The organism is Paraburkholderia sp. Ac-20342 (assembly GCF_017104985.1).
Taxonomy (GTDB): Bacteria; Pseudomonadota; Gammaproteobacteria; order Burkholderiales; family Burkholderiaceae; genus Paraburkholderia.
In genome coordinates, this window is sequence record NZ_JAAGPQ010000034.1 from 1 (window position 1) to 25,930 (window position 25,930).

24 protein-coding genes and 1 tRNA gene are annotated in these 25,930 nt (G+C 62.1%); 13 read left to right on the forward strand and 12 right to left on the reverse strand.

What is annotated here, in order from left to right; all coding sequences use genetic code 11:
- Positions 1 to 466: 466 nt before the first annotated feature.
- Both G3N58_RS15870 and G3N58_RS15875 read right to left on the reverse strand, forming a co-directional pair.
- The gene (locus G3N58_RS15870; RefSeq protein ID WP_205999600.1) at positions 467 to 1,183 is read right to left on the reverse strand and encodes a hypothetical protein; all 717 of its coding nucleotides are present in this window, start codon (positions 1,181 to 1,183) and stop codon (positions 467 to 469) included.
- A gap of 225 nt (positions 1,184 to 1,408) precedes the next feature.
- Positions 1,409 to 1,714: a hypothetical protein gene (locus G3N58_RS15875; RefSeq protein ID WP_205999601.1), complete on the reverse strand. Its 306-nt coding sequence runs from the start codon at positions 1,712 to 1,714 to the stop codon at positions 1,409 to 1,411.
- A 262-nt stretch (positions 1,715 to 1,976) separates the two neighbouring features.
- Here G3N58_RS15875 and G3N58_RS15880 point away from each other — a divergent pair, with 262 nt between their 5' ends.
- Together G3N58_RS15880 and G3N58_RS15885 are read left to right on the forward strand one after the other, a co-directional pair.
- Entirely contained in the window at positions 1,977 to 2,222 is a 246-nt protein-coding gene (locus G3N58_RS15880; protein WP_205999602.1) for a hypothetical protein, read from the forward strand.
- Positions 2,219 to 2,482, forward strand: a complete 264-nt coding sequence (locus tag G3N58_RS15885) for a hypothetical protein (protein ID WP_205999603.1) — start codon at positions 2,219 to 2,221, stop codon at positions 2,480 to 2,482. The genes G3N58_RS15880 and G3N58_RS15885 overlap by 4 nt, the downstream gene beginning before the upstream one ends.
- Before the next feature lie 42 nt (positions 2,483 to 2,524).
- Here the strand turns inward: G3N58_RS15885 and G3N58_RS15890 are convergent, their stop codons facing one another.
- The 9 genes from G3N58_RS15890 to G3N58_RS15930 all read right to left on the reverse strand — a co-directional run bounded on the left by G3N58_RS15890 (position 2,525) and on the right by G3N58_RS15930 (position 9,184).
- Positions 2,525 to 4,813 (reverse strand): DotA/TraY family protein, encoded by a 2,289-nt coding sequence (locus G3N58_RS15890; RefSeq protein ID WP_241017128.1) that lies wholly within the window; start codon positions 4,811 to 4,813, stop codon positions 2,525 to 2,527.
- Positions 4,813 to 5,118: a hypothetical protein gene (locus G3N58_RS15895; RefSeq protein WP_205999604.1), complete on the reverse strand. Its 306-nt coding sequence runs from the start codon at positions 5,116 to 5,118 to the stop codon at positions 4,813 to 4,815. The genes G3N58_RS15890 and G3N58_RS15895 overlap by 1 nt, the downstream gene beginning before the upstream one ends.
- A 1-nt stretch (position 5,119) precedes the next feature.
- On the reverse strand, positions 5,120 to 5,353 hold the full coding sequence (locus tag G3N58_RS15900) for a hypothetical protein (protein WP_205999605.1): 234 nt from the start codon (positions 5,351 to 5,353) through the stop codon (positions 5,120 to 5,122).
- A 55-nt stretch (positions 5,354 to 5,408) separates the two neighbouring features.
- Positions 5,409 to 5,618 (reverse strand): hypothetical protein, encoded by a 210-nt coding sequence (locus G3N58_RS15905; protein ID WP_241017129.1) that lies wholly within the window; start codon positions 5,616 to 5,618, stop codon positions 5,409 to 5,411.
- An 83-nt stretch (positions 5,619 to 5,701) separates the two neighbouring features.
- Positions 5,702 to 6,742: a site-specific integrase gene (locus tag G3N58_RS15910; RefSeq protein ID WP_205999607.1), complete on the reverse strand. Its 1,041-nt coding sequence runs from the start codon at positions 6,740 to 6,742 to the stop codon at positions 5,702 to 5,704.
- 162 nt (positions 6,743 to 6,904) lie between these two features.
- Positions 6,905 to 6,979, reverse strand: a tRNA-Val gene (locus G3N58_RS15915).
- Positions 6,980 to 7,027: 48 nt separating this feature from the next.
- On the reverse strand, positions 7,028 to 7,774 hold the full coding sequence (gene dnaQ, locus G3N58_RS15920) for a DNA polymerase III subunit epsilon (protein WP_205999608.1): 747 nt from the start codon (positions 7,772 to 7,774) through the stop codon (positions 7,028 to 7,030).
- A 103-nt stretch (positions 7,775 to 7,877) separates the two neighbouring features.
- Positions 7,878 to 8,324: a ribonuclease HI gene (gene rnhA, locus G3N58_RS15925; RefSeq protein WP_205999609.1), complete on the reverse strand. Its 447-nt coding sequence runs from the start codon at positions 8,322 to 8,324 to the stop codon at positions 7,878 to 7,880.
- Positions 8,321 to 9,184, reverse strand: a complete 864-nt coding sequence (locus tag G3N58_RS15930) for a class I SAM-dependent methyltransferase (protein WP_205999610.1) — start codon at positions 9,182 to 9,184, stop codon at positions 8,321 to 8,323. The genes rnhA and G3N58_RS15930 overlap by 4 nt, the downstream gene beginning before the upstream one ends.
- A gap of 19 nt (positions 9,185 to 9,203) precedes the next feature.
- Here G3N58_RS15930 and gloB point away from each other — a divergent pair, with 19 nt between their 5' ends.
- The 7 genes from gloB (at position 9,204) to G3N58_RS15965 (ending at position 19,649) form a co-directional block, all read left to right on the forward strand.
- Complete coding sequence (gene gloB / locus G3N58_RS15935; protein ID WP_167043039.1) at positions 9,204 to 9,995, forward strand: hydroxyacylglutathione hydrolase; 792 nt, start codon at positions 9,204 to 9,206, stop codon at positions 9,993 to 9,995.
- A 157-nt stretch (positions 9,996 to 10,152) separates the two neighbouring features.
- Positions 10,153 to 11,841 carry a transglycosylase SLT domain-containing protein gene (locus tag G3N58_RS15940; RefSeq protein ID WP_167283590.1) on the forward strand — a complete coding sequence of 563 codons (1,689 nt, stop codon included), beginning with the start codon at positions 10,153 to 10,155 and terminating at the stop codon, positions 11,839 to 11,841.
- 224 nt (positions 11,842 to 12,065) lie between these two features.
- Positions 12,066 to 13,307, forward strand: a complete 1,242-nt coding sequence (locus G3N58_RS15945) for an MFS transporter (protein WP_205999611.1) — start codon at positions 12,066 to 12,068, stop codon at positions 13,305 to 13,307.
- 450 nt (positions 13,308 to 13,757) lie between these two features.
- Positions 13,758 to 14,912, forward strand: coding sequence for a glutamine-hydrolyzing carbamoyl-phosphate synthase small subunit (gene carA, locus G3N58_RS15950; protein ID WP_167043045.1), 1,155 nt, complete (start codon positions 13,758 to 13,760; stop codon positions 14,910 to 14,912).
- A 321-nt stretch (positions 14,913 to 15,233) separates the two neighbouring features.
- Entirely contained in the window at positions 15,234 to 18,488 is a 3,255-nt protein-coding gene (gene carB / locus G3N58_RS15955; RefSeq protein ID WP_205999612.1) for a carbamoyl-phosphate synthase large subunit, read from the forward strand.
- Between the two features lie 154 nt (positions 18,489 to 18,642).
- A complete protein-coding gene (greA, locus tag G3N58_RS15960) occupies positions 18,643 to 19,119 on the forward strand; it encodes a transcription elongation factor GreA (protein WP_085480876.1) in 477 nt (158 codons plus the stop codon).
- Between the two features lie 20 nt (positions 19,120 to 19,139).
- Positions 19,140 to 19,649 (forward strand): DUF4149 domain-containing protein, encoded by a 510-nt coding sequence (locus tag G3N58_RS15965; RefSeq protein ID WP_205989414.1) that lies wholly within the window; start codon positions 19,140 to 19,142, stop codon positions 19,647 to 19,649.
- A 228-nt stretch (positions 19,650 to 19,877) separates the two neighbouring features.
- On the opposite strand, the gene G3N58_RS15970 is transcribed toward G3N58_RS15965, so the two are convergent.
- The gene (locus G3N58_RS15970; RefSeq protein WP_167043051.1) at positions 19,878 to 20,405 is read right to left on the reverse strand and encodes a YhbY family RNA-binding protein; all 528 of its coding nucleotides are present in this window, start codon (positions 20,403 to 20,405) and stop codon (positions 19,878 to 19,880) included.
- 196 nt (positions 20,406 to 20,601) lie between these two features.
- On the opposite strand from G3N58_RS15970, the gene G3N58_RS15975 reads away from it, so the two are divergent.
- The 4 genes from G3N58_RS15975 (at position 20,602) to glmM (ending at position 25,713) form a co-directional block, all read left to right on the forward strand.
- A complete protein-coding gene (locus G3N58_RS15975; protein WP_167043053.1) occupies positions 20,602 to 21,264 on the forward strand; it encodes an RlmE family RNA methyltransferase in 663 nt (220 codons plus the stop codon).
- A gap of 188 nt (positions 21,265 to 21,452) precedes the next feature.
- Positions 21,453 to 23,342, forward strand: a complete 1,890-nt coding sequence (gene ftsH / locus G3N58_RS15980) for an ATP-dependent zinc metalloprotease FtsH (RefSeq protein ID WP_167043055.1) — start codon at positions 21,453 to 21,455, stop codon at positions 23,340 to 23,342.
- A 170-nt stretch (positions 23,343 to 23,512) separates the two neighbouring features.
- A complete protein-coding gene (gene folP / locus G3N58_RS15985) occupies positions 23,513 to 24,325 on the forward strand; it encodes a dihydropteroate synthase (protein WP_205192957.1) in 813 nt (270 codons plus the stop codon).
- A 29-nt stretch (positions 24,326 to 24,354) separates the two neighbouring features.
- Complete coding sequence (gene glmM, locus G3N58_RS15990; protein WP_167283588.1) at positions 24,355 to 25,713, forward strand: phosphoglucosamine mutase; 1,359 nt, start codon at positions 24,355 to 24,357, stop codon at positions 25,711 to 25,713.
- Positions 25,714 to 25,930 lie beyond the last annotated feature (217 nt).

A 25,930-nucleotide genomic window follows, 5' to 3' on the forward strand; every position in this document is an offset into this window, starting at 1 on the left:
ATGATCCTCAGGAAGCTGCGGCTTCTTTGCGCCCTTGTTCTGTTCGCTTTGCTCAACCGCTCGACCACTGTCGTCTTCACGGCATGAGGGCTAACGCCGCGCAAAACGAATTATTCAGGCCGGACTACCTACCCGTTCGGTGGGCGCTGCTGTCACTCTCCGGAGTATCCGCAGTCCTTCTTGCCGCATTTGTACCGTCGAGGCCGTGTCTGCGCGGCTCCCTTGACGCGAAACAAAGCAGCGGTGCAGTAGGCGCGACCACATAACCTCAGAAGTCGAAGCGGGTCGCGAACGCGCAGAGCGACCCGGTGGCCGAATATTCGTAGCGCGTGATGCGCAGTCATTTAGCAAACGTCAGCCTGTGATGCGCGACAGATGCTTGCTGAACAGCGTCGAACTTGCGTCGATTCCGACGTATTCCGTATTCCGCTTGATAGCAACAGCAGCGGTCATCGTTTCACGAGTGCTACCGGTTCTTTTTTTTACGGCGTTGGCTTATTTCCTTTCGTTGTTCAGTTTTTTTTATTTTTACCTGTTTATTCCACTCATTCGTGCCGTTGGCGATATCTTGGTAGAGTCCAGTGCTAAATTTCAGGTTTCCAAGTAAATCCAGTATAAATGGAGAAACTTCGAGGCGCTGCTCTTCGAGGACGTATTTTATAAATTTCGAACCAAAGAATGCATATATCGCAGCGCAAACGATCGTTACTTGCGTCCAAAGCGACTGGGCCGCAGAAAATTGATTATGACTGATTTCATAAAGAAGGTAGACGAAATAAATGTAGAATCCCGCCACTAGCGCATAAAGTGTCCAAACAAGACCTTTAGACATTTTAATGCCTGCGAGTTTGATTTTCGACGCAGTTGCCAATGTGAAGATGCTGTAAACTAAAAATGGGATTCCAAAAAAGGCGACGTCTAGGTTCGAAAGGCTGTAACTGCCTGGAGCCAGCGCCAGTAATAGACATAAGGTGGCACCTGAGATGGTAGATACGAAGAGGTCTGTCTTGATTTCGCTGTAGAATTTCGTCATATACGGGGAATTCTTGCCGGCGATAGCGAGCAGAAAATCACAGATATATAAAAATGCGACTAGCCACATAGCCGATCCCCAGCCGAAGACCAGTAACGCTTTATTGGGGTTTCCGTGACTGAGATAAAAATCAAAGGCGATTGTCGCCATTGCAATCGCATAAAAAATATATTTCATTTTTTTGAGATTCGCACTGTTAAGATGCGCTATCGAAAATATTAAAATGCGTGATGCTATCGAACAGGTTTACTCTGATCGAAATATGAAGTCTAGGCGAATGAGCCTCTTTCTTCCTGCTTCTGGCGTTCTGGCGGCATTGAACAGCGCGGCGCGACCAAAAAACCTCACGCATTGTCCGCAGCGACCACGAGGCAGTCAGGAGAGCGCAACGTGTTTCGGCGTCATCCATGGCAACGCGCGCGGTGCAAGAACGATCGTGCCAGCGCCGTTCCACGCGAAGCCAAACTGGAAATTCTGTTCGGCGGGCAGGACGAAAATGTGCGGCTCGCCCTGTACTTTGCCCCGCCATCCCGCTTCGCGGGCGGCATCCAGCGCATCCGCCAGTTCCGCGTCGATCAGTTCGACAGCCGCTTGACCCGAAACCGCGCCCAACCGCTCCTTCCATTCGTCTAGGCCGAACATGCCAAGGAAGCTGGAATCGGTCTTTTCGAATTCGTACACGTGCCATACCATCGTTTTGGTTCCTTTTTATTAGACTTGGTTAACCCAAGTGTTATCGGCAAAAAAGTCGCTTTCTGAAGCCGAACCAAAAAAGCTGAACCGATTCAAACGTGGCCTGTAGCGTCGTTACGGAAGTCACCGGGGTCGCGACTGCCTTGCGATCGAGGTTATTCGGTCGCGCCTGCGCGGTGCAGCAAACGAAATCAACACTATCGAGGATCCGGGCAGCCGGCGTATGCTTGTAACAAACGGAGGACACGCCATGCCAGCCGACAAACTAGGCCGCTATATGCGGAGCCCCGAATTTCTGAGGCGGGCCAATGAAGCCGTCGTCGAAGCTGTGCGCGATCTGAAGTCGCACGGTATCCGGCCTGTTCATCTCGATCGGAGAACAGGCCGGATTGTCCGTGGCCGCGAAGATGCGTTGGGTGAAAACGGCTCTTGCGAGGGTCGCCGGCTTCCCGATATATTGAAAAGCGAACAAAAACGCAACGGGGGCGAGGAATGAGCGATAACGGAGTTGCACTCGGCAGAGCTTTCGCCGCCGAGCGCAATGCGACGGAGTGGCGAGCATATGCGAGAAAGCTCGAACAACAGCTCTTGGCCGCCGAGGCGAACCTTGCAGGCAACAAGGCGTTAAAGGATGCGGCACTCCACGAATTGGCGAAGGCCGATCCCGCAAATTACTTGATGGTCCAGCAGAATCGCCAACGGATCTACGACAAGGACTTTGACGCTGCTATCGCGTCTGGTCGTCGTCCGGTGTAGCCAACCTCACAACGAAAATCCCTTGCGCCGGCGTTGCATTCGCTACATGCGCTCGCGGGGAATACGATCAACGTCTTTCGGGTCGGCGGGCGAGCCGCTACCTCCCAAAATGGCAGGTACTTGGCCTCGTGCCGTATTTCCGGCTTGACCGAGACTTCCACCGAAGAGCCGGTTCACCCGATCCTCCAGTTCCGGCATCCGCGACGCCATCTGGCCGCCGACCCAGGAGAACACCTGGTCGGGAACGATGTGAATCAGGCTGAACGTGCTGTTGCACAACGTCTGACACATACCAACATAGAGCACGATGTAGCCGATGATGCTCACGAGGCCCGACGTGGAGTCGTATTGAGCGTTCTGCATGGCGACGCCGAACATCGTGTTCAACAGGGTGCCAAGCACGACGATGCCGGCTCCTGCAAGGACGAAGCCGATCTCCATGAAAACCGGCCGGAACATGACGTTTAGCAGAAAGATGTAGCCGTGCGCCGGCCTTTGTCCCAAACCTTCACCTTCGCCATCAAGGTGCGTCATCGCCCACAGCGGCGAGGCGACCATCGACTCGCCGACGACGGCGTACCACGACAAAACGCCACTGAACCAGATGACGAACGGAAGCATCGGAATGTAGATCGACAGCATCGCGCCAAAAAAGAACAACGTGATGCACATGATTACGACGAACGGTGCCAGCGCATCGAGGACGCCTTTTGCCGCGCCCGTGGCGGCACCGACGATCCCTCCTGTCGCCGCGTCTCCGACTGCGCCTATCAACTTTCCAGCATTGGAGTCCGAAGCCCCCTCCAAGCCCTTCAAGGCGGCGTACGCGCCGAGCGCGGTCCAGCCAGCGTCGAGAATGTAGTCTCCAAGGTTCTTCATGCCGATCAGCGGGTTCGTCGTGCCTCCCGGCCCTTGACCGGAGTTCAGGTTGACCACCCACTTCACCATGCCTTGGCCGTTGAAGATCTTCCCGAAAATGCTCTTCGCGTCCGTCAGGCCCGTTATGCCGGTTCCGGATGGATCGGTACGATTTTGTGCAGTGGCCACCGACGCGTCTCGTTGATTCTGCTGCGCATACGTCGCGCTGACCTTCCGGTATAGCTGCGGGTACGGCATGTTGTCGGCATCGGTGCCGGGCACAGCGGCGGCCGTCGCGTTCGCGAGCGTCGTCACCTGCGAGTTTGCCTGCGCGAAAGTCTGATACCACGCGCCCATCATGATCCAGCCGTCTCGTTGGAGGTTAGACTGGATCACGCTCGCGAGTCCGCCGATAACGGTCGAGGAATTCGATATCGCCTGCGAAATCGTAGCCTGGTACTGGAGCGCGGCCTGATTGATCGTGTTCTGCGGATCTGTCGGCTGAGTCTGCCCGTTCACGGACGACACGTAAGCTTGCGCAGCGGCAGACAACGTGGACTGGAGCGTGCTCAATGCGCTCTGGTGTGCGCTGAGCATCTGCGAGTAGATCGATCCGGGGTCGAGCGAATACACGGCCATGCCGTCATACGATGGCAGCGTCGGCGGTTGCGTAATGTCGATCTCCGCTCCGCCGCATGAAAGGCCGCGTTGGTTCATGAGCACGACCTTGCTGCTCGTCGTGATCGCGGCGAAATTCTCGGCCGGATCGACGGACACGCCACTGTCGTTTGGCATGTTGGCGATCGCCGTGTTAGCCGCCTGCGCGCAAAGGTTCGCTTCGAAGAGAGCCTTCGCCAGTGTGGTGGCCTGTGGCGAGGCTGGCGTCGCGATCATCGATCCACCGCTGTTGAGCACTGAAACCGCCGCGTCGAGCGACAGGTTCGCAATGCCCACGCCGAGCATTGTTCCCCACAGCATCACCATCTGTGCGCCGCAGTAGCCGCCGAACATAGGAACGAGGCCAGCGAAGCCCGCGCCCAGGCGGATGATGAACCATGGTGACGATTTCTTCTGCCCCATGAACTCACCGTCCTGCCCGGTCGCTATCATCGCGGAACCAAAGTGATACATGGCCCAAATCGCCCCGACCGCGAGCATGCACGAATTCAGCACGAGGAACATTTGCGCAATCATGCCGCCCGATCCGCCACCGGTAGCAAGCGGGTTGTGTACCACCGACCCGTAGACCAGTTCCAGTAGCGACATCGACTTGTCGCCACTGCGGTTCGCTGCGTTCTGAATGTCGCTCATCGACACGGACGACTGCGCAAAGGACGTTGCCGATGTCAGCGTGATAACCGCCGCAGTTGCTGTTCGCTTCGCCTTGCCCATTAAAACGCGATGTCGCGAATGTAGGACTGCATGAGCGAAGCAGCGGGGGAGGTCGTTTGTCTTTGATTGGTTGTTGCTCATTATCGGATGTTCCTCGCGACTTCGTTTTCGAGCGCTTTGAACGCCTGCTTCAGCAGGAATCCCCAGAAGAAGGTGACCCAGGCGATGGCCACGGCTACGCCGAGCCAATTCGACCAGCTTCCCGTGCCGTGATGCATGCGCGCCCACCAAAGCGAAGCGCACAGGAAGCAATGCACGAGCACACAAACCTGGACAATCAAGCAGGCGTCCCTGAACTGCTCGCGCGTCAAAACACCACGAGCCCGGCGTCGGCGCAGGGCGAGTGGCAACGCTCGTATTACGCGAAAGAAGTGGTTAATTTTCATGTCACCTTGCGCGATGCAGCGCGAACCACTGCCGCCGCGTCATGGGAATTTGCACGCAGACGCCGTTCACAACCTGCACCTCCATGGTCTGCTGGTTGTAGAACTCCTCCCAGATCGCGACGATGTCTGGGGGCGTACCGGGCGGCTCGACGTCCAACGGGTCAGACGGCGAGGTTTGGGCGACTGCCAGCGGCGACACCGAGATCAGCGCAGCAAATGCAAAGGCAGCGTTCATGCTCGCTGCCCGTAGCATTGTTGACCGAGTGAAATGACCTTTTGCGTTGTGCACGTCAGTGCCCCCCTGCGTAGACGACGGCGCGGCGCAAGTCATACAACCCAAATAGGTAGCCCCTCATTTCGCCCGGTTCGCTGCGCTCGATTAGCGTTTTCAATCGGTCAAGGGGCATGCGAAACGGGTCTTCTGTTTCGAAGACCACGGACAGTTCGCAATCGAGTGGCAGGCCATTGAGGGGGTGGGCCGGTAGAATGGGTGCAGCCATGATTTCACCTCTCTTGTTCAGGTGAGTTGTGGTTAGGCGTGCTGGCTGGTAGCCGCCGGTCAGCACGCCGCTTTCGCGTCGAATCAGCCAAGTTTCCGGGCCAAATCAGTGGCACGGGGCTTGTAATAGACCCGGTGCAGTACGTTGAGGGTGCGGTGGCCGGTGATGGCGGCCAGCTCCAGGACGCTGTCCACGCGGTCCGCGAGGCGCGTGCAGGCCTCTCGGCGGAGATCATGGAAGTGAAGGTCGTCTAATTGGGCCCGCTCGCAGGCACGAAGGAAAACCTTCTTCAGCGAATCGGCGGAGATGGGAAAGACGCGGCCGGTGATGTGACGGGGGAGGGCGGACAACGTGGCAACAGCGCGGCTTGATAGTGGCACGTCTCGCGATTCACCGTTTTTCGTATCGTGCAGACGCACGTACCGATCCTCAAGAAACACGTCGGACCAGCGCAGCGACAAGATTTCACTTCGTCGCATCGCGGTTTCGACCGCGACAATGACGATCGGTCTTACCCAGTCGTTTCGACTGCCGCCGCGTTCAAAGCGACCGTTTTCGTCGCGTGGACTGGCTGCTAATTCTGCGAGCAGTCGCTGTTCTTCGTCGTGCGACAGCCGACGGGTGCGGGATCGATTTTCCCGCGGGCGACGGATGAGTGATACCGGGTTGACGTCTATGTGGACGTCCCATTCCTTGCGCGCCACATTGAGGACATGTCCAATGAGCGTTAGCTCACGGTTGACAGTCGATCCTGTGACCGCTTTTCGTTTTGCATCGCCGGCCAGTCGGCGATCGCGGTAGTCCGCGATGACCTTGCTCGATAGAGCAGTGATTTTGTATTGTGAAATGAGGTCTTCGCGCAGTTTTTTTATCCGCTCGATTTCGCCCGCACCGCTCTTCTTATGGGGCGAGACCTCGTTGGCGTATCGCTTCAGGAGGTCGTCAAGCGTGTTGCGCTCCGCTTCCGTTCTATCGACAAAGGTCCCTCGATCCATGTCGGACTCGATACGCCGCGCCCAAGCTTCGGCTAAAGCCTTTGTGTCGAACGTGCGTGTTTGGGTGGGATAGCCGCGCCGACGTATGAACGCGCGCCAATAGTTTCCCCGCTTCAGGATTGATGCCACTGGATGCTCCAGACAGTTGATCGTCGTTGTCTGGGGCTGATTTTCGAGGTGCACCGCTCGTGCACCAAAAGGGCATTCCGCGAGGTTTGCAAACGCAAAGAAAAAGGCCCTCGGCTTTCGCCAGAGGGCCTTTATTCTTCGGGTTTCACGTACCCATGAATCTGGTGGGTAGTACTGGGATCGAACCAGTGACCCCTGCCGTGTGAAGGCAGTGCTCTACCGCTGAGCTAACCACCCGAAGAGATTCAGATTATGTCAGTGATTGACTAGTTCGTCCAGTACTTTTTAAGTGATCTGCTCATCCGCCGCGGCTGCGCTTGCCGGCGCGGGCTCAAGGCGCCACACGCTCGCGCCTTTGACGGCCTTGTCGAGATCGTCGAGCACGGCTTCGTGCGCGGCGGCTTCGTCATCGCTCGCGGCGACCACGATCAGTTCCAGCGATTCGAGCGCGACGCGCGGCGCATCCGTGTCGACACCGGTTTGCGTCTCGCCGAGCATGTCGATGACGAGGCTTTCCTGGCCGCGCGTCATCGACAGATAGACTTCGGCGAGCAGTTCCGAGTCGAGTAGCGCGCCGTGCAGCGTACGGTGCGCGTTGCTGATGCCGAAGCGGTCGCACAGTGCGTCGAGCGAATTGCGCTTGCCCGGGAACATCTGCTTCGCGCGCGCGAGCGTGTCGATGATCTCGCCGCAGTACGTCTTCACCTGCGGCAGGCCCAGCAGCGCGAATTCGGCGTCGAGAAAGCCGATGTCGAACGGCGCGTTGTGAATGATCAGGTCCGCGCCTTCGATGAAGTCGCGAAACTGATCGACAATCTCGGCGAACTTCGGCTTGTCGCTCAGGAACTCCGTGGTCAGGCCGTGCACCGCGAGCGCGCCCGGATCGCTGTCGCGTTCCGGATTGATATAGAAGTGCAGATTGTTGCCGGTGAGCCGGCGGTTCACCAGTTCGACGCAACCGAGTTCGAGAATCCGGTCGCCGCCGCGGGCGTTCAGGCCGGTGGTTTCGGTATCGAGGATGAGTTGACGCATGTCGGATTAGCCTGCTTCGAAAAAATGTGCAGCAAAAAAAGCGGAGAGGGTGCAAGCGAAGCGGATTGCCTTGCGGCAACGCGCTTCGGCGAGGCGCTGGCCCTTACCTTTCCGCGAGCGACGCAACCCCGCGATTGGCGAGCTGATCGGCGCGCTCGTTTTCCGGGTGGCCGTTGTGTCCGCGCACCCAGCGCCATTCGACTTCATGTTGCGCGACCAGTGCGTCGAGCCGTTTCCACAGATCGGCGTTCTTCACCGGCTGCTTCGCCGCGGTGATCCAGCCTTTCTTTTTCCAGCCGTGAATCCATTCGCTGATGCCTTTCTGCACGTACTGCGAGTCGGTGTGCACGATCACCTCGCATGGGCGCTTGAGTGCTTCGAGCGCGGCAATCACGCCCATCAGCTCCATGCGGTTATTGGTCGTGTTGGCTTCGCCGCCGAACAGTTCTTTTTCCTGGCCGCCGAAGCGCAGCAGCGCGCCCCAGCCGCCAGGGCCGGGATTGCCCTTGCAGGCGCCGTCGGTATAGATGTCGATGTGATCCGTAGTCATTCGGTATGGTTGCGTGTATTCGGGGAGGCGGCGGACGCGAGCCCGGCGGCGAGCACGGGCTTCTTGACCTTGAGTGGCCCGATGAGGCGCATGCCGCGCACGCGCTTGATCGCCTTGATCATGTAGGTGGCGCCGAAAATCGGCCACCAGCGGTCGCCGGCGGCTTCCATGAAAGCATAGCGGGAGAGCCACTGCTCGCTGCCAAGCGGCGGACGATAGCAGCCGAAGCGTCCGCGTTCAAGGTCGAAGCCGAGCAGCTTGATCCAGTCTTTCAGACGCGTGAAGGCGATCAGATCGACGGCGGCGGGCACGAACGGCTGGCCGGTCATCTTGCCGACCGACTGCCGCACGCCCCATAGCGAGAGCGAATTGAAGCCGAGGATGATGAGCTGCCCCTCGGGCATCAGCACGCGCTCGGCTTCGCGCAGCAGCCGGTGCGGGTCGCTCGTGAATTCGAGCGTGTGCGGCATCACGATCAGATCGACGCTTTGCGCTTCGAACGGCAGGTCGAGCAGATCGCACCAGACCGTGCTGCGTCCGGCTGGCGCGGACAAGCCGGACAGTTCCGCCGGGTCGGCCGCGTCGCCTTGCGCGGCGCCGAGGCCGCCGCCGTCTTGCCGCGTGCCGCGCGGAAACGTATACGGCGCACTCGCGCCGCTGGCGGCGTCGAGCACGAGGCCGCGGCACGGCATGCGGTTCTCGCGCAGCGCGTCGAGCCGGGGCAGACCGAGCTGCAGCGCATGATAGCCGAACACGTCCGACACCACACGGTCGAGCTGGGTCTGTTCCCATTCGAGCACGTAGCGGCCGGGCGGCGAATCGGTCCAGGCGGGCCAGTCTATAATCGCTCGATCAGTCATATCAAAGAATGCGTCGCCTATGAATGCGCTCGAGTACGTACCGGTCCCGGCGTTTGAAGACAATTACATCTGGGTCGTTGCCGACGGACACCACGCGGTCGTCGTCGATCCGGGCGAAGCCGCGCCTGTGCGCGCCTTTCTGGCCCAACGCGGATGGCGGCTGAGCGCTATTTTACTCACGCACCATCATCAAGACCACGTCGGCGGGGTGGCCGATCTGCTGAACGGCCAGGACGTGCCGGTGTACGGCCCCGCCGGCGAAGCGATCGAGCATCTCACGCATCGTCTCGAAAACGGCGATCGCGTGACGATTGCGGCACCCGCGCTCGAATTCAGCGTGCTCGACGTGCCCGGTCACACGAGCGGGCACATTGCCTATTTCCAGGCAGCCGATTCGCGCGGCACGCCGCACGTGTTTTGCGGCGACACGCTGTTCGCCTGCGGCTGCGGCCGGCTCTTCGAAGGCACGCCGCAGCAGATGCTCGCCTCGCTCGATGCGCTCGCCGCGCTGCCCGGTGCGACCGAAGTGCATTGCGCGCACGAGTACACGCTCTCGAATATCCGCTTCGCGCTCGCGTGCGAGCCGCACAACGCCGAACTGCAGGCATGGCGAGACCGGGCGAGCGAGTTGCGCGCGCGTCATGTGCCGACGCTGCCGACCACCATCGCGCACGAGCGCGCGGTGAATCCGTTTCTGCGCGCCGGCGAACCGGCGCTGCAGGCGAGTCTCGAAGCGCAGTTGCACGAAACGGTGTCCGATCGCCTGACGGCCTTCACGCTGATGCGCGAATGGAAGAATCGCTTCCGCTGAACCAGCGCGCATTCGGGCGTTCCTCATGCGATGAATCGGAAAAATTCGCCAAGCCCAAGATTTGGTTGATTTTTTTCTCGATTTTCCGATTGACGGAAACGTTGACGTTTCGTACTATCGGCTGCAATTTCCAGTCCTTGTGGAAGCTGAGACGTTCATGCGATTTATCTTAAGTGCGTTATTGGTCCTGACACTCGCCGCCTGCGCGAGCCAAGGGCCGACGACGAGTACCGCCAATAACCCCGCCAGCCAGCAAGCCGTAGCCGACGCCCTTCGCAAGAACGCCACCGCTAAAGAAACCATCAATGTCGACCAGAGCTCCGTCAATCAGTTGACGAGCCAGGACGCCGATCTGTGGGGCCGCATTCGCCGCGGCTTCCAGATGCCGGACCTGCAGAGCGATCTCGTCGACATGCAGCTCAACTGGTATCTGCAGCGTCCGGATTACGTTCAGCGCATGACCGAGCGCTCGCAGAAATACCTCTACCACATCGTCGAGGAACTCGAGGCGCGCCATATGCCGACCGAGCTCGCGCTGCTGCCGTTCATAGAGTCCGCGTATAGTCCGCAGGCGCTGTCGGTCGCGAAGGCGGCGGGCATGTGGCAGTTCATGCCGGGCACCGGCCGCACCTACAACCTCAAGCAGAACATGTGGCAGGACGAGCGTCGCGACGTGCTCGCCTCGACCAGTGCCGCGCTCGACTATCTGTCGAATCTGCACGACATGTTCGGCGACTGGCAGCTCGCGCTCGCCGCGTACAACTGGGGCGAGGGCAACGTGCAGCGCGCAATCGCGCGCAACGAGGCGGCCGGCTTGCCGACCGACTACATGAGCCTGCGCATGCCGAACGAGACGCGCAACTACGTGCCGAAGCTGCAGGCGGTCAAGAACCTCGTGATGAACCCGCAGATGTACGGGCTCACGCTGCCGTCGATTCCGAACCACCCGTACTTCGTGACGGTGACCACCTCGCACGACATCGACGTCGACGTCGCCGCGCGGCTCGCCAATATGTCGACGGACGAATTCCGCTCGCTGAACCCGTCGTTCAGGAAACCGGTGATTCTCGGCGCGACGCAGCCGCAGATCCTGCTGCCGTTCGACAACGCGTCCGCCTTCGAGCGCAATCTGAAAACGTACTCGGGTTCGCTGTCGTCGTGGACTACGTACACGGTCGATCAGCGCGCGACGCCGGCTGCGATTGCGGAGAAAATCGGCGTCGATGCCGGCACGCTGATGGAAGTGAACAAGATTCCGGTCGGCATGCGCCTGAAGCCGGGCTCGACGATCGTCGTGCCGCGCGGTTCGGACGACGACGAGGATATCAGCGCCGACGTCGCCGAAAGCGCGGTGCTGGCGATGGAGCCCGACGTTCCCGATACGCGCAAGATGCTGATTCGCGTGCGCCGCAATCAGTCGATGGCGGCGATCGCGTTGCGCTACGGCGTGTCGGTCGGCCAGTTGAAGGCGTGGAACAAGACGCATCGCGATCAGGTGTCGCGCGGTCAGGTGATCGTGCTGCATGTGCCGGTCGGCAAGCCGATGCCGAGTGAGCCGGGGCCGGAGAAGATTGCCACCGACGTGCAGGGCGGCGGTGTGCAGAAGATCGGCACGCATGTCGCGCAGACGCATGGCGAAGCGCGCAACGGCAGGAAGAATGGGCGTTCGCGTTCGGCCATCGTCAAGGTGGCCGAGCCGGTCGGCAAGGCCGGCAAACCGGCGGCGCCCGCGGCCGGCAAGGGCAAGGTCGAGAAGGTGTCGGCTTCCACGTCGGGCAAGGCACCGAAGGCTGCGGCGCCGAGCCACCCGAAGACCGCCGCCAGCATGAAGAAGAAGGGCAAGTAGGCCCAGAGCGGCTCTTGCGGCCGTGGCCCGCGTTGCGGGCGCGGTGCATGAATGGCCACCCGATTGCGCTTTGCCCACGCACCGTGTTCTTCCGGCGCCGTCACCCTCGGGTGACGGCGTTTTGCATTGTGCAGACCATTCGGCGCGTTTGCCGTATTTCCTTTATTGTTCGTGCTTTGGCCGCGTCGGCCGTTCCGTCCTTTCCGTTCTCTGATTCAAGGCTTATGTCGTCGACTCAACTGCGCGTCTTTCTGCTCTTTTCCGCTGGCTATTTCGTCTCCTATGTGTTCCGGGGCGTCAATCTCGGTTTTGCGCCGTTCATTACGCACGACCTCGGGCTGTCCGCCGCCGATCTCGGCGTGCTGACCAGTCTGTACTTTCTCGGTTTCGCGGGCGCGCAGATTCCGGCCGGCGTGCTGCTCGATCACTTCGGCGCACGCCGCGTGACGGCCGTCACGCTGCTGTTCGCAGCGCTCGGCATCTCGGTATTCGGCGCCGCGCAGAGCCTCGGCGTGATGATGGTGGGGCGGCTGCTGATCGGCGTCGGCGTGTCCGTGTGCCTCGGCGCCTCGTTCAAGGCGCTCGCGCAGCATTTCCCGGTGGCGCGTCTGCCGCTGATGAACGGGCTCGTGATGGCGATCGGCGGCTTCGGTGGCGTGATGGTCGGTTCGCCGCTCACGTGGGTGCTCGGCTTTGCGAGCTGGCGCTCGGTCTGCGTCGGACTCGGCGTGCTGACGGTGGTGGTCGCGCTCGCGCTGTGGACGCTCACGCCGGACGTCAAGGCAACGCATCGTCAGGCGAGCATCGGCGCGCAGTTCAAGGGCACCTTGCATATTCTGCGCAGCGCGGCGTTCTGGAAGATCGCGTCGTTCTCGGTCGTCACGCAGGGCGTTTTCTACGCGATGCAGTCGCTGTGGGTCGGCGCCTGGCTGCGCGACGTGCAGGGCTTCGAGCCGCACGAGGCGGCGGCGCTCGTGTCGATTCTCGGCTTCGCGATGATGGCCGGCTGCGTCGGCTTCGGCGCGGCGGCGCGCAGTCTCGAACGGCGCGGCATCTCGCTGTATGCGTTCTGCGGCATCGGCATGGCGCTTTACGTGCTCACGCAGTTGCTGATCATGTTCAAGGCGCCGCTGCCCGCGAGTCTGTTGTGGGCGGCTTACGGGATTTTCGGCGGGACCGGCATTCTGAGCTACGCCGTGATGGCGCGGCACTTCCCGGCGCAGATGATCGGCCGCGTGAACACCACGCTGACGCTGATCATCTTCCTGCTGATCTTCGGCTTCCAGATCGGCGTCGGTGCGGTGCTGTCGCACTGGCCGGCGAGCGGTGGACATTACCCGGCCATCGCACATTTGACCGCCTGGGAGATTCTGGTGGCGCTGCAGGTGCTGAGCGCGATCTGGTACGTGCTGCCGGGGCGCAAGCTGGCGCGGCCGGCCGAGGTGCATGCCGGGCAGGAAGCCTGAGCCGGCTGGCGGGGCTGTGTGTGGGGAGTGAATCTCGAGGTTTGGCCTCGTCGAAGTGACTGCGATTCGGGGCGCGCGAAGGCGCGCTCCTGAGGGCGCCAGGCGTTGCCGGATAAGGCTCCGGGCATCTTTCAACGGAGCCTCGCCGGATCGGCGTCTTATCTCGGATTTGGAGAGAAGGGCCGATTCAGGCTATAATTCCAAGGTTTGAGCTTATCAACCCGCACCCTAGCGCCTACCTCTCCCCTACCGTTCATCCGCCGCGCGCCATTGGTGTCGCAAGAAGGGCCCCGCACCCCGCCGAGCCGTCCACACAATGGACCCATCGCGCCCCTTGCAGCGTCACCGGCAGCACGCGAGCGAGTCTGCGCGCGCATCCACGATGTGTTTCGCTGCGGCTCGCAATCGGATAGACAGGTGGCAACAGGGTGTTCCCCCAAGGAGTCTCCCGTGTTGCCGTCATTTTCTCCCGCTCTACTCGCGCTCGCCGACGGCACGGTCTTTCGTGGTTATTCGATCGGCGCCCCCGGGCACACCATCGGTGAAGTCGTGTTCAACACCGCTATCACCGGCTATCAGGAAATCCTGACGGACCCGAGCTACGCGCGCCAGATCGTCACCCTCACGTATCCGCATATCGGCAACGTCGGCGTGAATGCCGAAGACGTCGAAGCGACGAAAGTCCATGCCGCCGGCCTGATCATTCGCGATCTGCCGGTTCTCGCGTCGAACTTCCGCATGGAGCGCACGCTCCAGCAATACCTGCAGGACGAAGGCGTGGTCGCCATCGCCGGCATCGATACCCGCAAGCTGACCCGCGTGCTGCGCGACAAGGGCGCGCAAAACGGCGCGATCCTTGCCGGCTCGGACGACGAAGCGAAGGCCATCGAGCTTGCGCGTTCATTCCCGGGCCTCGCCGGCATGGATCTCGCGAAGGTCGTGTCGACTGAGGCAAGCTACGAGTGGACCCGGACCGAATGGCGTCTGGGCACGGGCTACGGCGAGCAGATGGCGCCGAAGTACCGCGTCGTCGCATTCGATTACGGCGTCAAGCAGAACATCCTGCGCATGCTGGCCGAGCGCGGCTGCCACGTCACCGTGCTGCCGGCGCAAGCGAGCGCCGCCGACGCGCTGGCGCTCAACCCGGACGGCGTGTTCCTGTCGAACGGCCCCGGCGATCCGGAGCCGTGCGATTACGCGATCGCGGCGGCGCGCGAGCTGATCGAGCGCGGCATCCCGACTTTCGGCATCTGCCTCGGCCATCAGATCATGGGCCTCGCGGTCGGTGCCAAGACGATGAAGATGAAGACGGGCCACCACGGCGCGAATCACCCGGTCAAGGATCTCGACGACGGCCGCGTGGTCATCACGTCGCAGAACCACGGCTTCGCGGTCGACGCCGACACGCTGCCCGCCAACGCCCGCGCCACGCACGTTTCGCTGTTCGACGGCACGCTGCAGGGCTTCGCGCTGACCGACAAGCCGGCGTTCTGTTTCCAGGGCCACCCGGAAGCATCGCCGGGGCCGCACGACATCGCGTATCTGTTCGACCGCTTCACCGCGTTGATGGACGCGAAGCAGGGCGGCAGCAGCGCGGCGGCTTAACGGCACGCAAGGGCGGCGGGGCGTGCGTGACACTCCCGGCCGTCCGGCGCCACAGGGCTTCGCCAGGCGGTTCGGCAGCCCCCGAAGGCACGGCGGCAAGGCCGAACGACAGCCGGGCCGAACCCGGCAAGCCGCCCCAAGGTCCGCCGCATCGGGCAACGGGGGCGGCCGGGGCGCACGTGGAGCCAGCCGCACGAAACAGCGCGCAACGTGAAAACGGCGCGCGCCGACGGAAAGAATAGCAACCGGGTTGCATGGGACTGAAGTAAGGCGCTGAAGCGCCAACTCCAGTCGACACAGGAATACATTAGCGGGAGCGTTATGCCCAAGCGGACAGACATCAAGAGCATCCTCATCATCGGCGCGGGTCCGATTATCATCGGCCAGGCGTGCGAGTTCGATTACTCGGGCGCGCAGGCATGCAAGGCGCTGCGTGAGGAAGGCTACAAGGTCATTCTCGTCAACAGCAATCCGGCGACGATCATGACCGACCCGAACACGGCCGACGTGACCTACATCGAGCCGATCACGTGGGAAGTGGTCGAGCGCATCATCGCGAAGGAGCGCCCGGACGCGATCCTGCCGACGATGGGCGGACAGACCGCGCTGAACTGCGCGCTCGATCTGCACGCGCACGGCGTGCTGGAAAAGTACAAGGTCGAGCTGATCGGCGCGTCGCCGGAAGCGATCGACAAGGCGGAAGACCGCCAGAAATTCAAGGACGCGATGACCAAGATCGGCCTCGGTTCGGCCAAGTCGGGCACCGCGCATTCGATGGAAGAAGCGCTGCAGGTGCAGGCGAAGATCGCCGCGGAAACCGGCTCGGGCGGCTATCCGGTCGTGATCCGTCCGTCGTTCACGCTGGGCGGCTCGGGCGGCGGCATCGCCTACAACCGCGACGAGTTCGAAGAGATCTGCAAGCGCGGTCTCGACCTCTCGCCGACGCGCGAACTGCTGATCGAAGAGTCGCTGCTCGGCTGGAAAGAGTACGAGATGGAAGTGGTTCGCGACAAGGCGGACAACTGCATCATCGTCTGCTCGATCGAAAACCTCGACCCGATGGGCATCCACACCGGCGACTCGATCACGGTCGCGCCGGCGCAAACGCTCACCGACAAGGAATACCAGATCCTGCGTAACGCATCGCTTGCGGTGCTGCGCGAGATCGGCGTCGACACGGGCGGCTCGAACGTGCAGTTCTCGATCAATCCGAAAGACGGCCGGATGATCGTGATCGAAATGAATCCGCGTGTGTCGCGTTCGTCGGCGCTGGCCTCGAAGGCAACCGGCTTCCCGATCGCGAAGGTCGCGGCGAAGCTCGCGGTCGGCTATACGCTCGATGAGCTCAAGAACGAAATCACCGGCGGGCAGACCCCGGCCTCGTTCGAGCCGACGATCGACTACGTCGTCACGAAGATCCCGCGCTTCGCGTTCGAGAAATTCCGCGAAGCCGATTCGCGCCTGACCACGCAGATGAAGTCGGTCGGCGAAGTGATGGCGATCGGCCGCACGTTCCAGGAGTCGTTCCAGAAAGCGCTGCGCGGCCTCGAAGTCGGCGTCGACGGTCTCGACGAAAAGACCAGCCATCGCGACGAGATCATCCGCGAGATCGGCGAAGCCGGTCCGGACCGCATCTGGTATGTCGGCGACGCGTTCCGCATCGGCATGAGCGCGCAGGAAATTTTCGAAGAGACCGCGATCGACCCGTGGTTCCTCGCGCAGATCGAACAGATCATCCTGAAGGAAAAGGCGCTTGCAGGCCGCACGCTCGCGAGCCTTTCGAAGGACGAGCTGAAGTATCTGAAGCAGAGCGGTTTCTCGGACCGGCGTCTTGCCAAGCTGCTCGGCGCGAAGCCGGCGGACGTGCGCGCGCGCCGTATCGAGCTGAACGTGCGCCCGGTCTACAAGCGCGTCGACACCTGCGCGGCCGAATTCGCAACCAAAACTGCCTACATGTACTCGACCTACGAGGAAGAGTGCGAAGCGAATCCGACCAGCAACAAGAAGATCATGGTGCTCGGCGGCGGGCCTAACCGGATCGGCCAGGGTATCGAGTTCGACTACTGCTGCGTGCATGCCGCGCTCGCGATGCGCGAAGACGGCTATGAAACGATCATGGTCAACTGCAACCCGGAAACCGTCTCGACCGACTACGACACGTCCGACCGTCTGTACTTCGAATCGCTGACGCTTGAAGACGTGCTCGAAATCGTCGACAAGGAAAAGCCGGTCGGCGTGATCGTGCAGTACGGCGGTCAGACGCCGCTGAAGCTCGCGCTCGATCTCGAGGCGAACGGCGTGCCGATCATCGGCACCTCGCCGGACATGATCGATGCGGCCGAAGACCGCGAGCGTTTCCAGAAGCTGCTGCAGGACCTCGGTCTGCGCCAGCCGCCGAACCGCACCGCGCGCGCCGAAGACGAAGCGCTCAAGCTCGCCGACGAAATCGGCTATCCGCTCGTCGTGCGTCCGTCGTACGTGCTGGGCGGCCGTGCGATGGAAATCGTCCACGAGCCGCGCGACCTCGAACGCTATATGCGCGAGGCCGTCAAGGTGTCGAACGACTCGCCGGTGCTGCTCGACCGCTTCCTGAACGATGCGATCGAATGCGACGTCGATTGCATTTCGGACGGCGAGGCCGTGTTTATCGGCGGCGTGATGGAGCACATCGAACAGGCCGGCGTGCACTCGGGCGACTCGGCCTGCTCGCTGCCGCCGTATTCGCTGTCGAAGGCGACCGTCGCCGAACTGAAGCGTCAGACCGCCGCGATGGCGAAGGCGCTCAACGTGGTCGGTCTGATGAACGTGCAGTTTGCGATCCAGCAGGTGCCCCAGGCAGACGGTTCGAAGGAAGACATCATTTACGTGCTCGAAGTCAATCCGCGCGCGTCGCGCACGGTGCCGTACGTGTCGAAGGCAACGAGCCTGCCGCTCGCAAAGATCGCGGCGCGCGCGATGGTCGGCCAGAAGCTCGCCGCGCAAGGCGTGACGAAGGAAGTCGAGCCGCCGTACTTCAGCGTGAAGGAAGCGGTGTTCCCGTTCGTCAAGTTCCCGGCGGTCGACCCGGTGCTCGGACCTGAAATGCGTTCGACCGGCGAAGTGATGGGCGTCGGCCAGACCTTCGGCGAGGCGCTGTTCAAGTCGCAGCTCGCGGCGGGTTCGCGTCTGCCGGAATCGGGCACGGTGCTCCTGACCGTGATGGACGCCGACAAGCCGAAGGCCGTCGAAGTCGCGCGCATGCTGCACGAGCTTGGCTATCCGATCGTCGCGACCAAGGGCACGGCTGCCGCGATCGAAGCGGCCGGCGTGCCGGTCAAGGTCGTCAACAAGGTGAAGGACGGCCGTCCGCACATCGTCGACATGATCAAGAACGGCGAGATCGCACTCGTCTTCACGACCATCGACGAAACGCGCGCGGCGATCGCCGATTCTCGTTCGATCCGCATGAGCGCGCAGGCGAACAAGGTCACGTACTACACGACGATGTCGGGCGCGCGCGCGGCGGTGGAGGGCCTTCGTTATCTGAAGAACCTGGAAGTCTATGATTTACAAGGACTCCATGCTCGCCTAAACTAAGGCTTCGACTACCTGTTCAAGATGTAAGTGCCGCGGTTAAGCGGCGTTCCGCAGGTGCTGCGGCCCGGGGTCTGTCCACGGGCGGCGGCTTTCGCGGAATGCACTTAACCGCGGTGATTTTTTTTACGGCCGTTTTTTGCCTCCAGAGTTGTTTATGAGCACTATTCCATTGACGAAGCGCGGCGCAGACATGCTGCGCGATGAATTGCAGCGCCTGAAATCGGTTGAACGTCCGGCCGTGATCAACTCGATCGCGGAAGCGCGCGCCCAGGGCGATCTGTCGGAAAACGCGGAATACGACGCTGCGAAGGAAAAGCAGGGCTTCATCGAAGGCCGCATCGCCGAAATCGAGTCGAAGCTCGCGGGCGCGCAGGTCATCGATCCGTCGCAAGTGGAAGCGGACGGGCGCGTGGTGTTCGGCGCGACGCTCGAGCTCGAAGATCTCGATTCGGGTGCGTCGGTCAAGTACCAGATCGTCGGCGACGACGAAGCGGACATCGACCACGGCCTGATCTCGATCAGCTCGCCGATCGCGCGCGCGCTGATCGGCAAGTCGGAAGGCGACGTCGCTTCGGTGCAGGCGCCGGGCGGCGTGCGCGAATACGAAATCATCGCGGTCAGCTACGTGTGAGGGTGGCGCTGGTGTCCGTGATACCGCATCGATTTTTCCGTCTTCTGACTGTGGTGTGGGTCGGCAGTCTGCTGACTATCGGCTATGCCGTGGCGCCCGTGCTGTTCACGACGCTCGACCGGATGACGGCGGGCGCTGTCGCGGCGCAGCTGTTTCGCATTCAGGGCGTGCTTGGCGTGGTATGCGGCATTTTGCTGCTCGGTCTCGCCAATCTGCTGGTTCGGCGCGGCAGCGCGGCGTATCGCCGCGCGCGCTGGCTGATCGCCGGCATGCTCGTGTGCGTGCTGGTGGGATATTTCGCGCTGCAGCCGTTCATGAATGCGTTGCGTATTGCCGCGCAGCAAGCGGGCAGCGACGTCGGCCATTCGGTTTATGCGACGCGCTTTGGCATCCTGCACGGCGTCTCGAGCCTGTTTTATCTGGTCGAGAGCCTGCTTGGTGTTGCGCTCGTGTGGTTGTTGCCGGCGAACGCCGGTTCGACGGCGGCGGAAGAGGGCGCTTGCGGTGCCGGGCGGAAGGTGGCGGGCTGAGGCTCGTGTGCGACTGATCGTCGCTTTGCCGGGTTTTATTTGCCGCTGCTTCGTTTTGCTCGCGGTTGTCCGCGTCGTTACCGTATGTTAATCGCCTGCTAACGGATGGCTGAGCCGGCAGTGTTTTCTGCCCGGTTGGCCGGGGCGCCAGCCATCGTGCCTTCAGTCATTCAATTCCGATAGCTCGCTGCATAAGGTGCGGACCAAATCCGCACCTTCCACCACCGCTTATTTCGACGACTGATGCGAGCGCTTCGCGCTGGTTTGGCGCTTCTTCGCGCGCTTGATGTTGCCGCCTTGCGTGACGCGCTCGTTGCCGCGCACGAGCACGGCCTTCGCTCTCGGTTTGCGCATCGGCACTTCGGTCGGTTTGACGACCTTGACGACGCGCGGCGCTCGTCCTTTGGCCGGCTTCGCTTCAACGGCGGCTTCGCGGGCGCTGGGCAATGCGCCGCGTTTTGCTTTCGCCGCCGGTTGCGCCGCCTCCGGCTTCCAGATCACGAGCAGTTTGCCGATATGCTGGATCGGCGCGGCGTTCAGCTCGTCGCAGATCTGTTCGTAGACGGCAATGCGTTCCTCGCGTTCGTCGCCGAACACGCGGATCTTGATGAGCTCATGAGCGGCCAGGTGGACCTTGATCTCGGCGAGCACAGCATCGGTCAAGCCTTCGGCGCCGACGAGCACGACCGGTTTGAGCGCGTGAGCCTGGGAGCGCAATTCGGCGCGTTGGTCGGAAGAGACTTTAAGAGCTGGCATGGAAAGTGGGAGACTCGACTAAAATGGCGGCTCCTGCGTTTTCGCCCGGTCGGCGAACGACTCGGACAGTTTGATTCGGCAGGACGCGCGTCAGAACAACAGAATCGCGGATGGCCGCCAGTTTGGCGGGGCCGCGCGAATTAACCGCGTATTATCCCCTAAAGCGCGACACGACGCAGCAAGAGTTCAATCTTTAATGGCAAAAAACAAGTTCAATACCGCGTGGCTGCATGACCACATCAACGACCCGTACGTCAAAATGGCGCAGCGGGAAGGTTATCGCGCCCGCGCGGCCTACAAGCTCAAGGAAATCGACGAGCAGGACAAGCTGATCCGTCCGGGGCAGGTGATCGTCGATCTCGGTTCCTCGCCGGGCAGCTGGAGCCAGTACGCGCGCAACAAGCTCGCGGGCGGCACCCAGCGCAACGCGGAACGCGAGGGCGGCATCGACGGCACGATTATCGCTCTCGACATCTTGCCGATGGAGCCCGTCGCCGACGTCCACTTCATTCAAGGCGACTTCCGCGAGGAGTCGGTGCTGGTTCAGCTCGAAGAATTGGTCGGCGCGCGCCAGGTAGACCTTGTAATTTCGGATATGGCGCCCAACCTGTCCGGAGTGGCGGTGGCGGATGCCGCGCGGATCGAGCATTTGTGCGATCTCGCGCTGGAATTCTCGCAGAATCACCTGAAACCGGATGGTGCCCTTTTAGTCAAGTGCTTTCATGGCAGCGGTTACAGCCAGATTGTCGAAAAGTTCAAGCGCCAGTTCAAGGTGGTAGCGGCCCGCAAGCCGAAAGCGTCGCGGGACAAGTCGTCAGAAACGTTTATTTTGGGTAAGCATCTGAAGCGTCCCGCATAGGGCGCTGCCGGATCGTTCCACCCCTGCCGTTAAAGAGCCTGAAGTGCCGGAAAACGGCGTCGTCACGGCCCGCTACGCTATTTCCGTGGTAGCGAAACCTTATGGCAGGGGGCTGCGGACTGGATTAGAATGCTTTCGTGGTGCCGCAAGGCAAATGTAGGCGCCCGTCTAAGTGAAGGAGTGGTGCTTTGAACAACAATATGTTTTCGAAGGCAGCAGTGTGGCTGGTGATCGCACTGGTGCTGTTTACGGTGTTCAAGCAGTTCGACAAGCCCCGTGTCCAGGAAGGCGTTTCCTATTCGCAGTTCATGGACGACGCGAAGAACGGCAAAGTCAAGAACGTCATTGTCCAGGGGCGGAACCTCACGGTCACTCCAGCAGACGGCCAGAAATACCAGATCGTGTCGCCCGGCGACATCTGGATGGTCGGCGATCTGATGAAGTACGGCGTACAGGTGAGCGGCAAGGCTGACGACGAACCCAATGCACTGATGTCCGTGCTGTATTACCTCGGGCCGACGATCCTGATCATCGGTTTCTGGTTCTACATGATGCGACAGATGCAGGGGGGCGGCAAAGGCGGGGCCTTCTCGTTCGGCAAGTCGCGCGCGCGGCTGATCGACGAGAACAACAACGCGATCAATTTCACCGACGTCGCCGGCTGCGACGAAGCCAAGGAAGAAGTGTCGGAACTGGTCGACTTCCTGCGCGATCCGCAGAAATTCCAGAAGCTCGGTGGCCGCATTCCGCGTGGTGTGCTGCTGGTTGGCCCGCCGGGAACCGGTAAGACGTTGCTTGCGCGCGCCATTGCTGGCGAAGCGAAAGTGCCGTTCTTCAGCATCTCGGGTTCGGACTTCGTTGAAATGTTCGTCGGTGTCGGTGCGGCTCGGGTGCGCGATATGTTCGAACAGGCGAAGAAGCACGCGCCGTGTATCGTGTTCATCGACGAAATCGACGCGGTCGGTCGCCATCGCGGCGCCGGCATGGGCGGCGGCAACGACGAACGTGAGCAGACGCTGAACCAGATGCTCGTCGAGATGGACGGCTTCGAGGCGAACTCGGGTGTCATCGTGATCGCGGCCACGAACCGCTCGGATGTGCTCGACAAGGCGCTGCTGCGTCCGGGCCGTTTCGACCGCCAGGTGTATGTGGGTCTGCCCGATATCCGCGGTCGCGAGCACATCATGAAGGTGCATCTGCGCAAGGTGCCGATCTCGAACGACGTCGACGCCGCAGTGATCGCGCGTGGCACGCCGGGCTTTTCGGGCGCCGATCTGGCGAACCTCGTGAACGAAGCGGCTTTGTTCGCGGCACGCCGTGGCAAGCGTATCGTCGAAATGACCGACTTCGAAGACGCGAAGGACAAAATCTTCATGGGTCCGGAGCGCAAGTCGGCCGTGATCCGCGAGGAGTCCAAGCGTGCAACGGCTTATCACGAATCGGGCCACGCAGTGATCGCGAAGCTGTTACCGAAGGCCGATCCGGTGCACAAGGTCACGATCATTCCGCGCGGTCGTGCGCTTGGCGTGACGTGGCAGTTGCCGGAGCATGACAACGAAACGTATTCGAAGGACTATCTGCTCGATCGTCTCGCGATCCTGTTCGGTGGCCGCGTTGCCGAAGAGCTGTTCCTGAACCTGATCAGCACGGGCGCATCGGACGACTTCAACAAGGCGACGCAGACGGCTCGCGCGATGGTGGCGCGCTTCGGCATGACCGACGCGCTCGGACCGATGGTCTACGTTGACGACGAAAACGACGCCTCGCCGTTTGGCCGCGGTTTCACGCGAACCATTTCGGAAGCGACGCAGCAGAAGGTCGACGCGGAAATCCGCCGTGTGCTCGACGAGCAGTACACCCTCGCACGGCGTCTGCTGGAAGAGAACCGCGATAAGGTCGAGGCGATGACCGCCGCGCTGATGGAGTGGGAAACGATCGACGCAGATCAGATCAACGACATCATGGCAGGTCGTCCGCCGCGTTCGCCGAAGAGTTCTCCGCCGTCGGCGGGCGATACCTCGTCGGGCGGCAGTCCGGGCACCGAGGTCAAGCCGGGTAGCGCGACCGCGCCGGCCTGATCGGCAGCCAGTAGAAAGTGCGGGCCGGTGTGTAGCACACCGGCCCGTTTTGCATTTATCCGTTCTATGTGAAGCACCGCTGCGTGTCGAAAGTCGATTCCTCTTCCGTTCTTCTTCCGGAGCCGCTGCAATGCGGCCGCTTCACGCTGACCTTTGAACGCCCGTTGGTCATGGGCATTCTGAACGTCACGCCCGATTCGTTTTCCGACGGCGGCAAGTACACGATTCGCGACGACGCGCTGCGCCAGGCCGAGCGCATGATGCTCGATGGCGCGGACATCATCGATATTGGCGGTGAATCGACGCGGCCGGGCGCGCCGCCGGTGTCGCTCGACGAGGAGCTGGAACGCGTGCTGCCGCTCGTCGAACAATTGCGCGGCGCGAACGTGCCCTTGTCGGTCGATACCTACAAGCCGGAAGTGATGCGCCACGCATTGAGCGCGGGCGCCGACCTGATCAACGACATCTGGGGCTTCCGGATGCCCGGCGCGATCGACGCCGTGCGCGACGGCAACTGCGGTCTTTGTGTGATGCATATGCTCGGTGAGCCGCAAACCATGCAGCTCGGCGAGCCCGAATATGATGATGTCGTCAGCGAGGTGCGCGCCTTCCTCGAAGAACGCGTAACAGCGCTGGAGCAGGCGGGGGTTGCGCGTGCGCGCATCAGCGTCGACCCCGGTTTCGGTTTTGGTAAGGCGGTCGTCGAGCACAACTACGCGCTGCTCGCGCATTTGCGCGACACGGCCCCACGGGCCGCGTCGCCGTATCCGATTCTCGCGGGTGTCTCGCGCAAGTCGATGATCGGCGCCGTGGTCGGGCGCCCGGCATCGGAGCGCGTGGCCGGCAGTATCGCCGCGGCCGTGTGCGCGGCCGAGCGGGGCGCCGCGATTCTGCGCGTGCATGACGTCGCGCAAACAGTCGATGCATTGAAAGTCTGGGCCACCCTGCGCGACGCGGCGAACGCGAGCCGCGTCCGCAGTTGAACTCACAGTAATAGGGAGAGTGATAAAGCATGGCACGTCGTTACTTCGGAACGGACGGAATTCGAGGCAAGGTCGGCGAAGGGCCCATTACGCCGGAATTCGTGTTGCGGCTTGGCTACGCGGCCGGCAAGGTACTCGCGGGTGCGGACCACTGGGCCAAAACCGGCACGCGGCCAACGGTGTTGATCGGCAAGGACACGCGCGTGTCCGGCTATATGCTCGAAGCGGCGCTCGAATCGGGCTTTTCGGCGGCCGGCGTCGACGTGATGCTGGCCGGCCCGATGCCGACGCCCGGCATCGCCTACCTCACGCGCGCGCTGCGGCTTGCGGCGGGCGTGGTCATCAGCGCATCGCACAACCCGTACTACGACAACGGCATCAAGTTTTTCTCGGCCGACGGCAACAAGCTGCCGGACGACGTCGAGGCGCAGATCGAGGAGCAGCTCGAATTGCCGCTTGCTTGCGCGTCTTCCGAACGGCTCGGCAAGGCGCGGCGTCTCGACGACGCCGCAGGGCGCTATATCGAGTTCTGCAAGAGCACGTTCCCGGCCGCGTACGATTTGCGCGGCATGAAGCTCGTCGTCGATTGCGCGCATGGCGCCGCGTACGATATCGCGCCGCACGTCTTCCACGAACTCGGCGCCGAAGTGATCCCGATCGGCGTCGCGCCGAACGGCTTCAACATCAACGATGGCGTCGGCGCGACCGCGCCCGACGCGCTGGTGCGCGCGGTGCGCGCCAATCATGCCGATCTCGGCATCGCGCTCGACGGCGACGCCGACCGTCTGCAGGTCGTGGACGCGGCCGGCCGCCTCTACAACGGCGACGAACTGCTCTACGTGCTGGTCAAGGACCGCATCGCGACCGCCGGCAACGTGGAAGGCGCGGTCGGCACGCTGATGACCAATATGGCCGTCGAGGTCGCGCTGCGCAACGCCGGCGTGAAGTTCGTGCGCGCGGCGGTCGGCGACCGCTACGTGCTCGAGCAGTTGCGCGAGCATGGCTGGCAGCTCGGCGCGGAAGGCTCGGGCCATATCCTGTCGCTCGATCGCCATTCGACCGGCGACGGGATCGTCTCGGCGCTGCTCGTGCTCGCGGCGATGCAGCGCAGCGGCAAATCGCTCGCCGAGCTGCTCGATGGCGTCAAGCTGTTCCCGCAGAAACTCATCAATGTGCGCATGAAGCCGGACGCGGACTGGAAGGGCAGCGCGGCGATCCGCGGCGCGATCAAGTCGGCTGAAGGTGCGCTCGATGGCCATGGCCGCGTGCTGATCCGCGCGTCGGGCACGGAGCCGGTGCTGCGTGTGATGGTCGAGGCGCAAAATGCCGACGACGCCGTCCAGCATGCGGAAGCGATTGCCGAGACGGTGAGGACGGCGACGGCTTGAGCCACACGTGAGCGGCGGGGCGAGGGTAACGACGTCCCGCCGCCAGTCCTGTCTCTACCGCCGGGCAGCCAAAGCACGAGCGCGGAAGACGTCCTTATCCACTGGAACGCATCGAACGCATCAAGCTCGCCGAACGCCCGAACGCCCGAACGCCCGAACGCCCGAACGCCCGAACGCCCGAACGCCCGAACGCGCCGAATGCACCGCAACGCGCCCG

Bases quoted from the DNA above. Each gene is read 5' to 3' on its own strand.
- G3N58_RS15870 (WP_205999600.1), bottom strand. From the start codon at position 1,183: ATGGCGACAATCGCCTTTGATTTTTATCTCAGTCACGGAAACCCCAAT.
- G3N58_RS15880 (WP_205999602.1), top strand. From the start codon at position 1,977: ATGCCAGCCGACAAACTAGGCCGCTATATGCGGAGCCCCGAATTTCTG.
- G3N58_RS15885 (WP_205999603.1), top strand. From the start codon at position 2,219: ATGAGCGATAACGGAGTTGCACTCGGCAGAGCTTTCGCCGCCGAGCGC.
- G3N58_RS15890 (WP_241017128.1), bottom strand. From the start codon at position 4,813: ATGAGCAACAACCAATCAAAGACAAACGACCTCCCCCGCTGCTTCGCT.
- G3N58_RS15895 (WP_205999604.1), bottom strand. From the start codon at position 5,118: ATGAAAATTAACCACTTCTTTCGCGTAATACGAGCGTTGCCACTCGCC.
- G3N58_RS15900 (WP_205999605.1), bottom strand. From the start codon at position 5,353: ATGAACGCTGCCTTTGCATTTGCTGCGCTGATCTCGGTGTCGCCGCTG.
- G3N58_RS15905 (WP_241017129.1), bottom strand. From the start codon at position 5,618: ATGGCTGCACCCATTCTACCGGCCCACCCCCTCAATGGCCTGCCACTC.
- dnaQ (WP_205999608.1), bottom strand. From the start codon at position 7,774: ATGCGTCAACTCATCCTCGATACCGAAACCACCGGCCTGAACGCCCGC.
- rnhA (WP_205999609.1), bottom strand. From the start codon at position 8,324: ATGACTACGGATCACATCGACATCTATACCGACGGCGCCTGCAAGGGC.
- G3N58_RS15930 (WP_205999610.1), bottom strand. From the start codon at position 9,184: ATGACTGATCGAGCGATTATAGACTGGCCCGCCTGGACCGATTCGCCG.
- gloB (WP_167043039.1), top strand. From the start codon at position 9,204: ATGAATGCGCTCGAGTACGTACCGGTCCCGGCGTTTGAAGACAATTAC.
- G3N58_RS15940 (WP_167283590.1), top strand. From the start codon at position 10,153: ATGCGATTTATCTTAAGTGCGTTATTGGTCCTGACACTCGCCGCCTGC.
- G3N58_RS15945 (WP_205999611.1), top strand. From the start codon at position 12,066: ATGTCGTCGACTCAACTGCGCGTCTTTCTGCTCTTTTCCGCTGGCTAT.
- carB (WP_205999612.1), top strand. From the start codon at position 15,234: ATGCCCAAGCGGACAGACATCAAGAGCATCCTCATCATCGGCGCGGGT.
- greA (WP_085480876.1), top strand. From the start codon at position 18,643: ATGAGCACTATTCCATTGACGAAGCGCGGCGCAGACATGCTGCGCGAT.
- G3N58_RS15970 (WP_167043051.1), bottom strand. From the start codon at position 20,405: ATGCCAGCTCTTAAAGTCTCTTCCGACCAACGCGCCGAATTGCGCTCC.
- G3N58_RS15975 (WP_167043053.1), top strand. From the start codon at position 20,602: ATGGCAAAAAACAAGTTCAATACCGCGTGGCTGCATGACCACATCAAC.
- folP (WP_205192957.1), top strand. From the start codon at position 23,513: ATGGGCATTCTGAACGTCACGCCCGATTCGTTTTCCGACGGCGGCAAG.
- glmM (WP_167283588.1), top strand. From the start codon at position 24,355: ATGGCACGTCGTTACTTCGGAACGGACGGAATTCGAGGCAAGGTCGGC.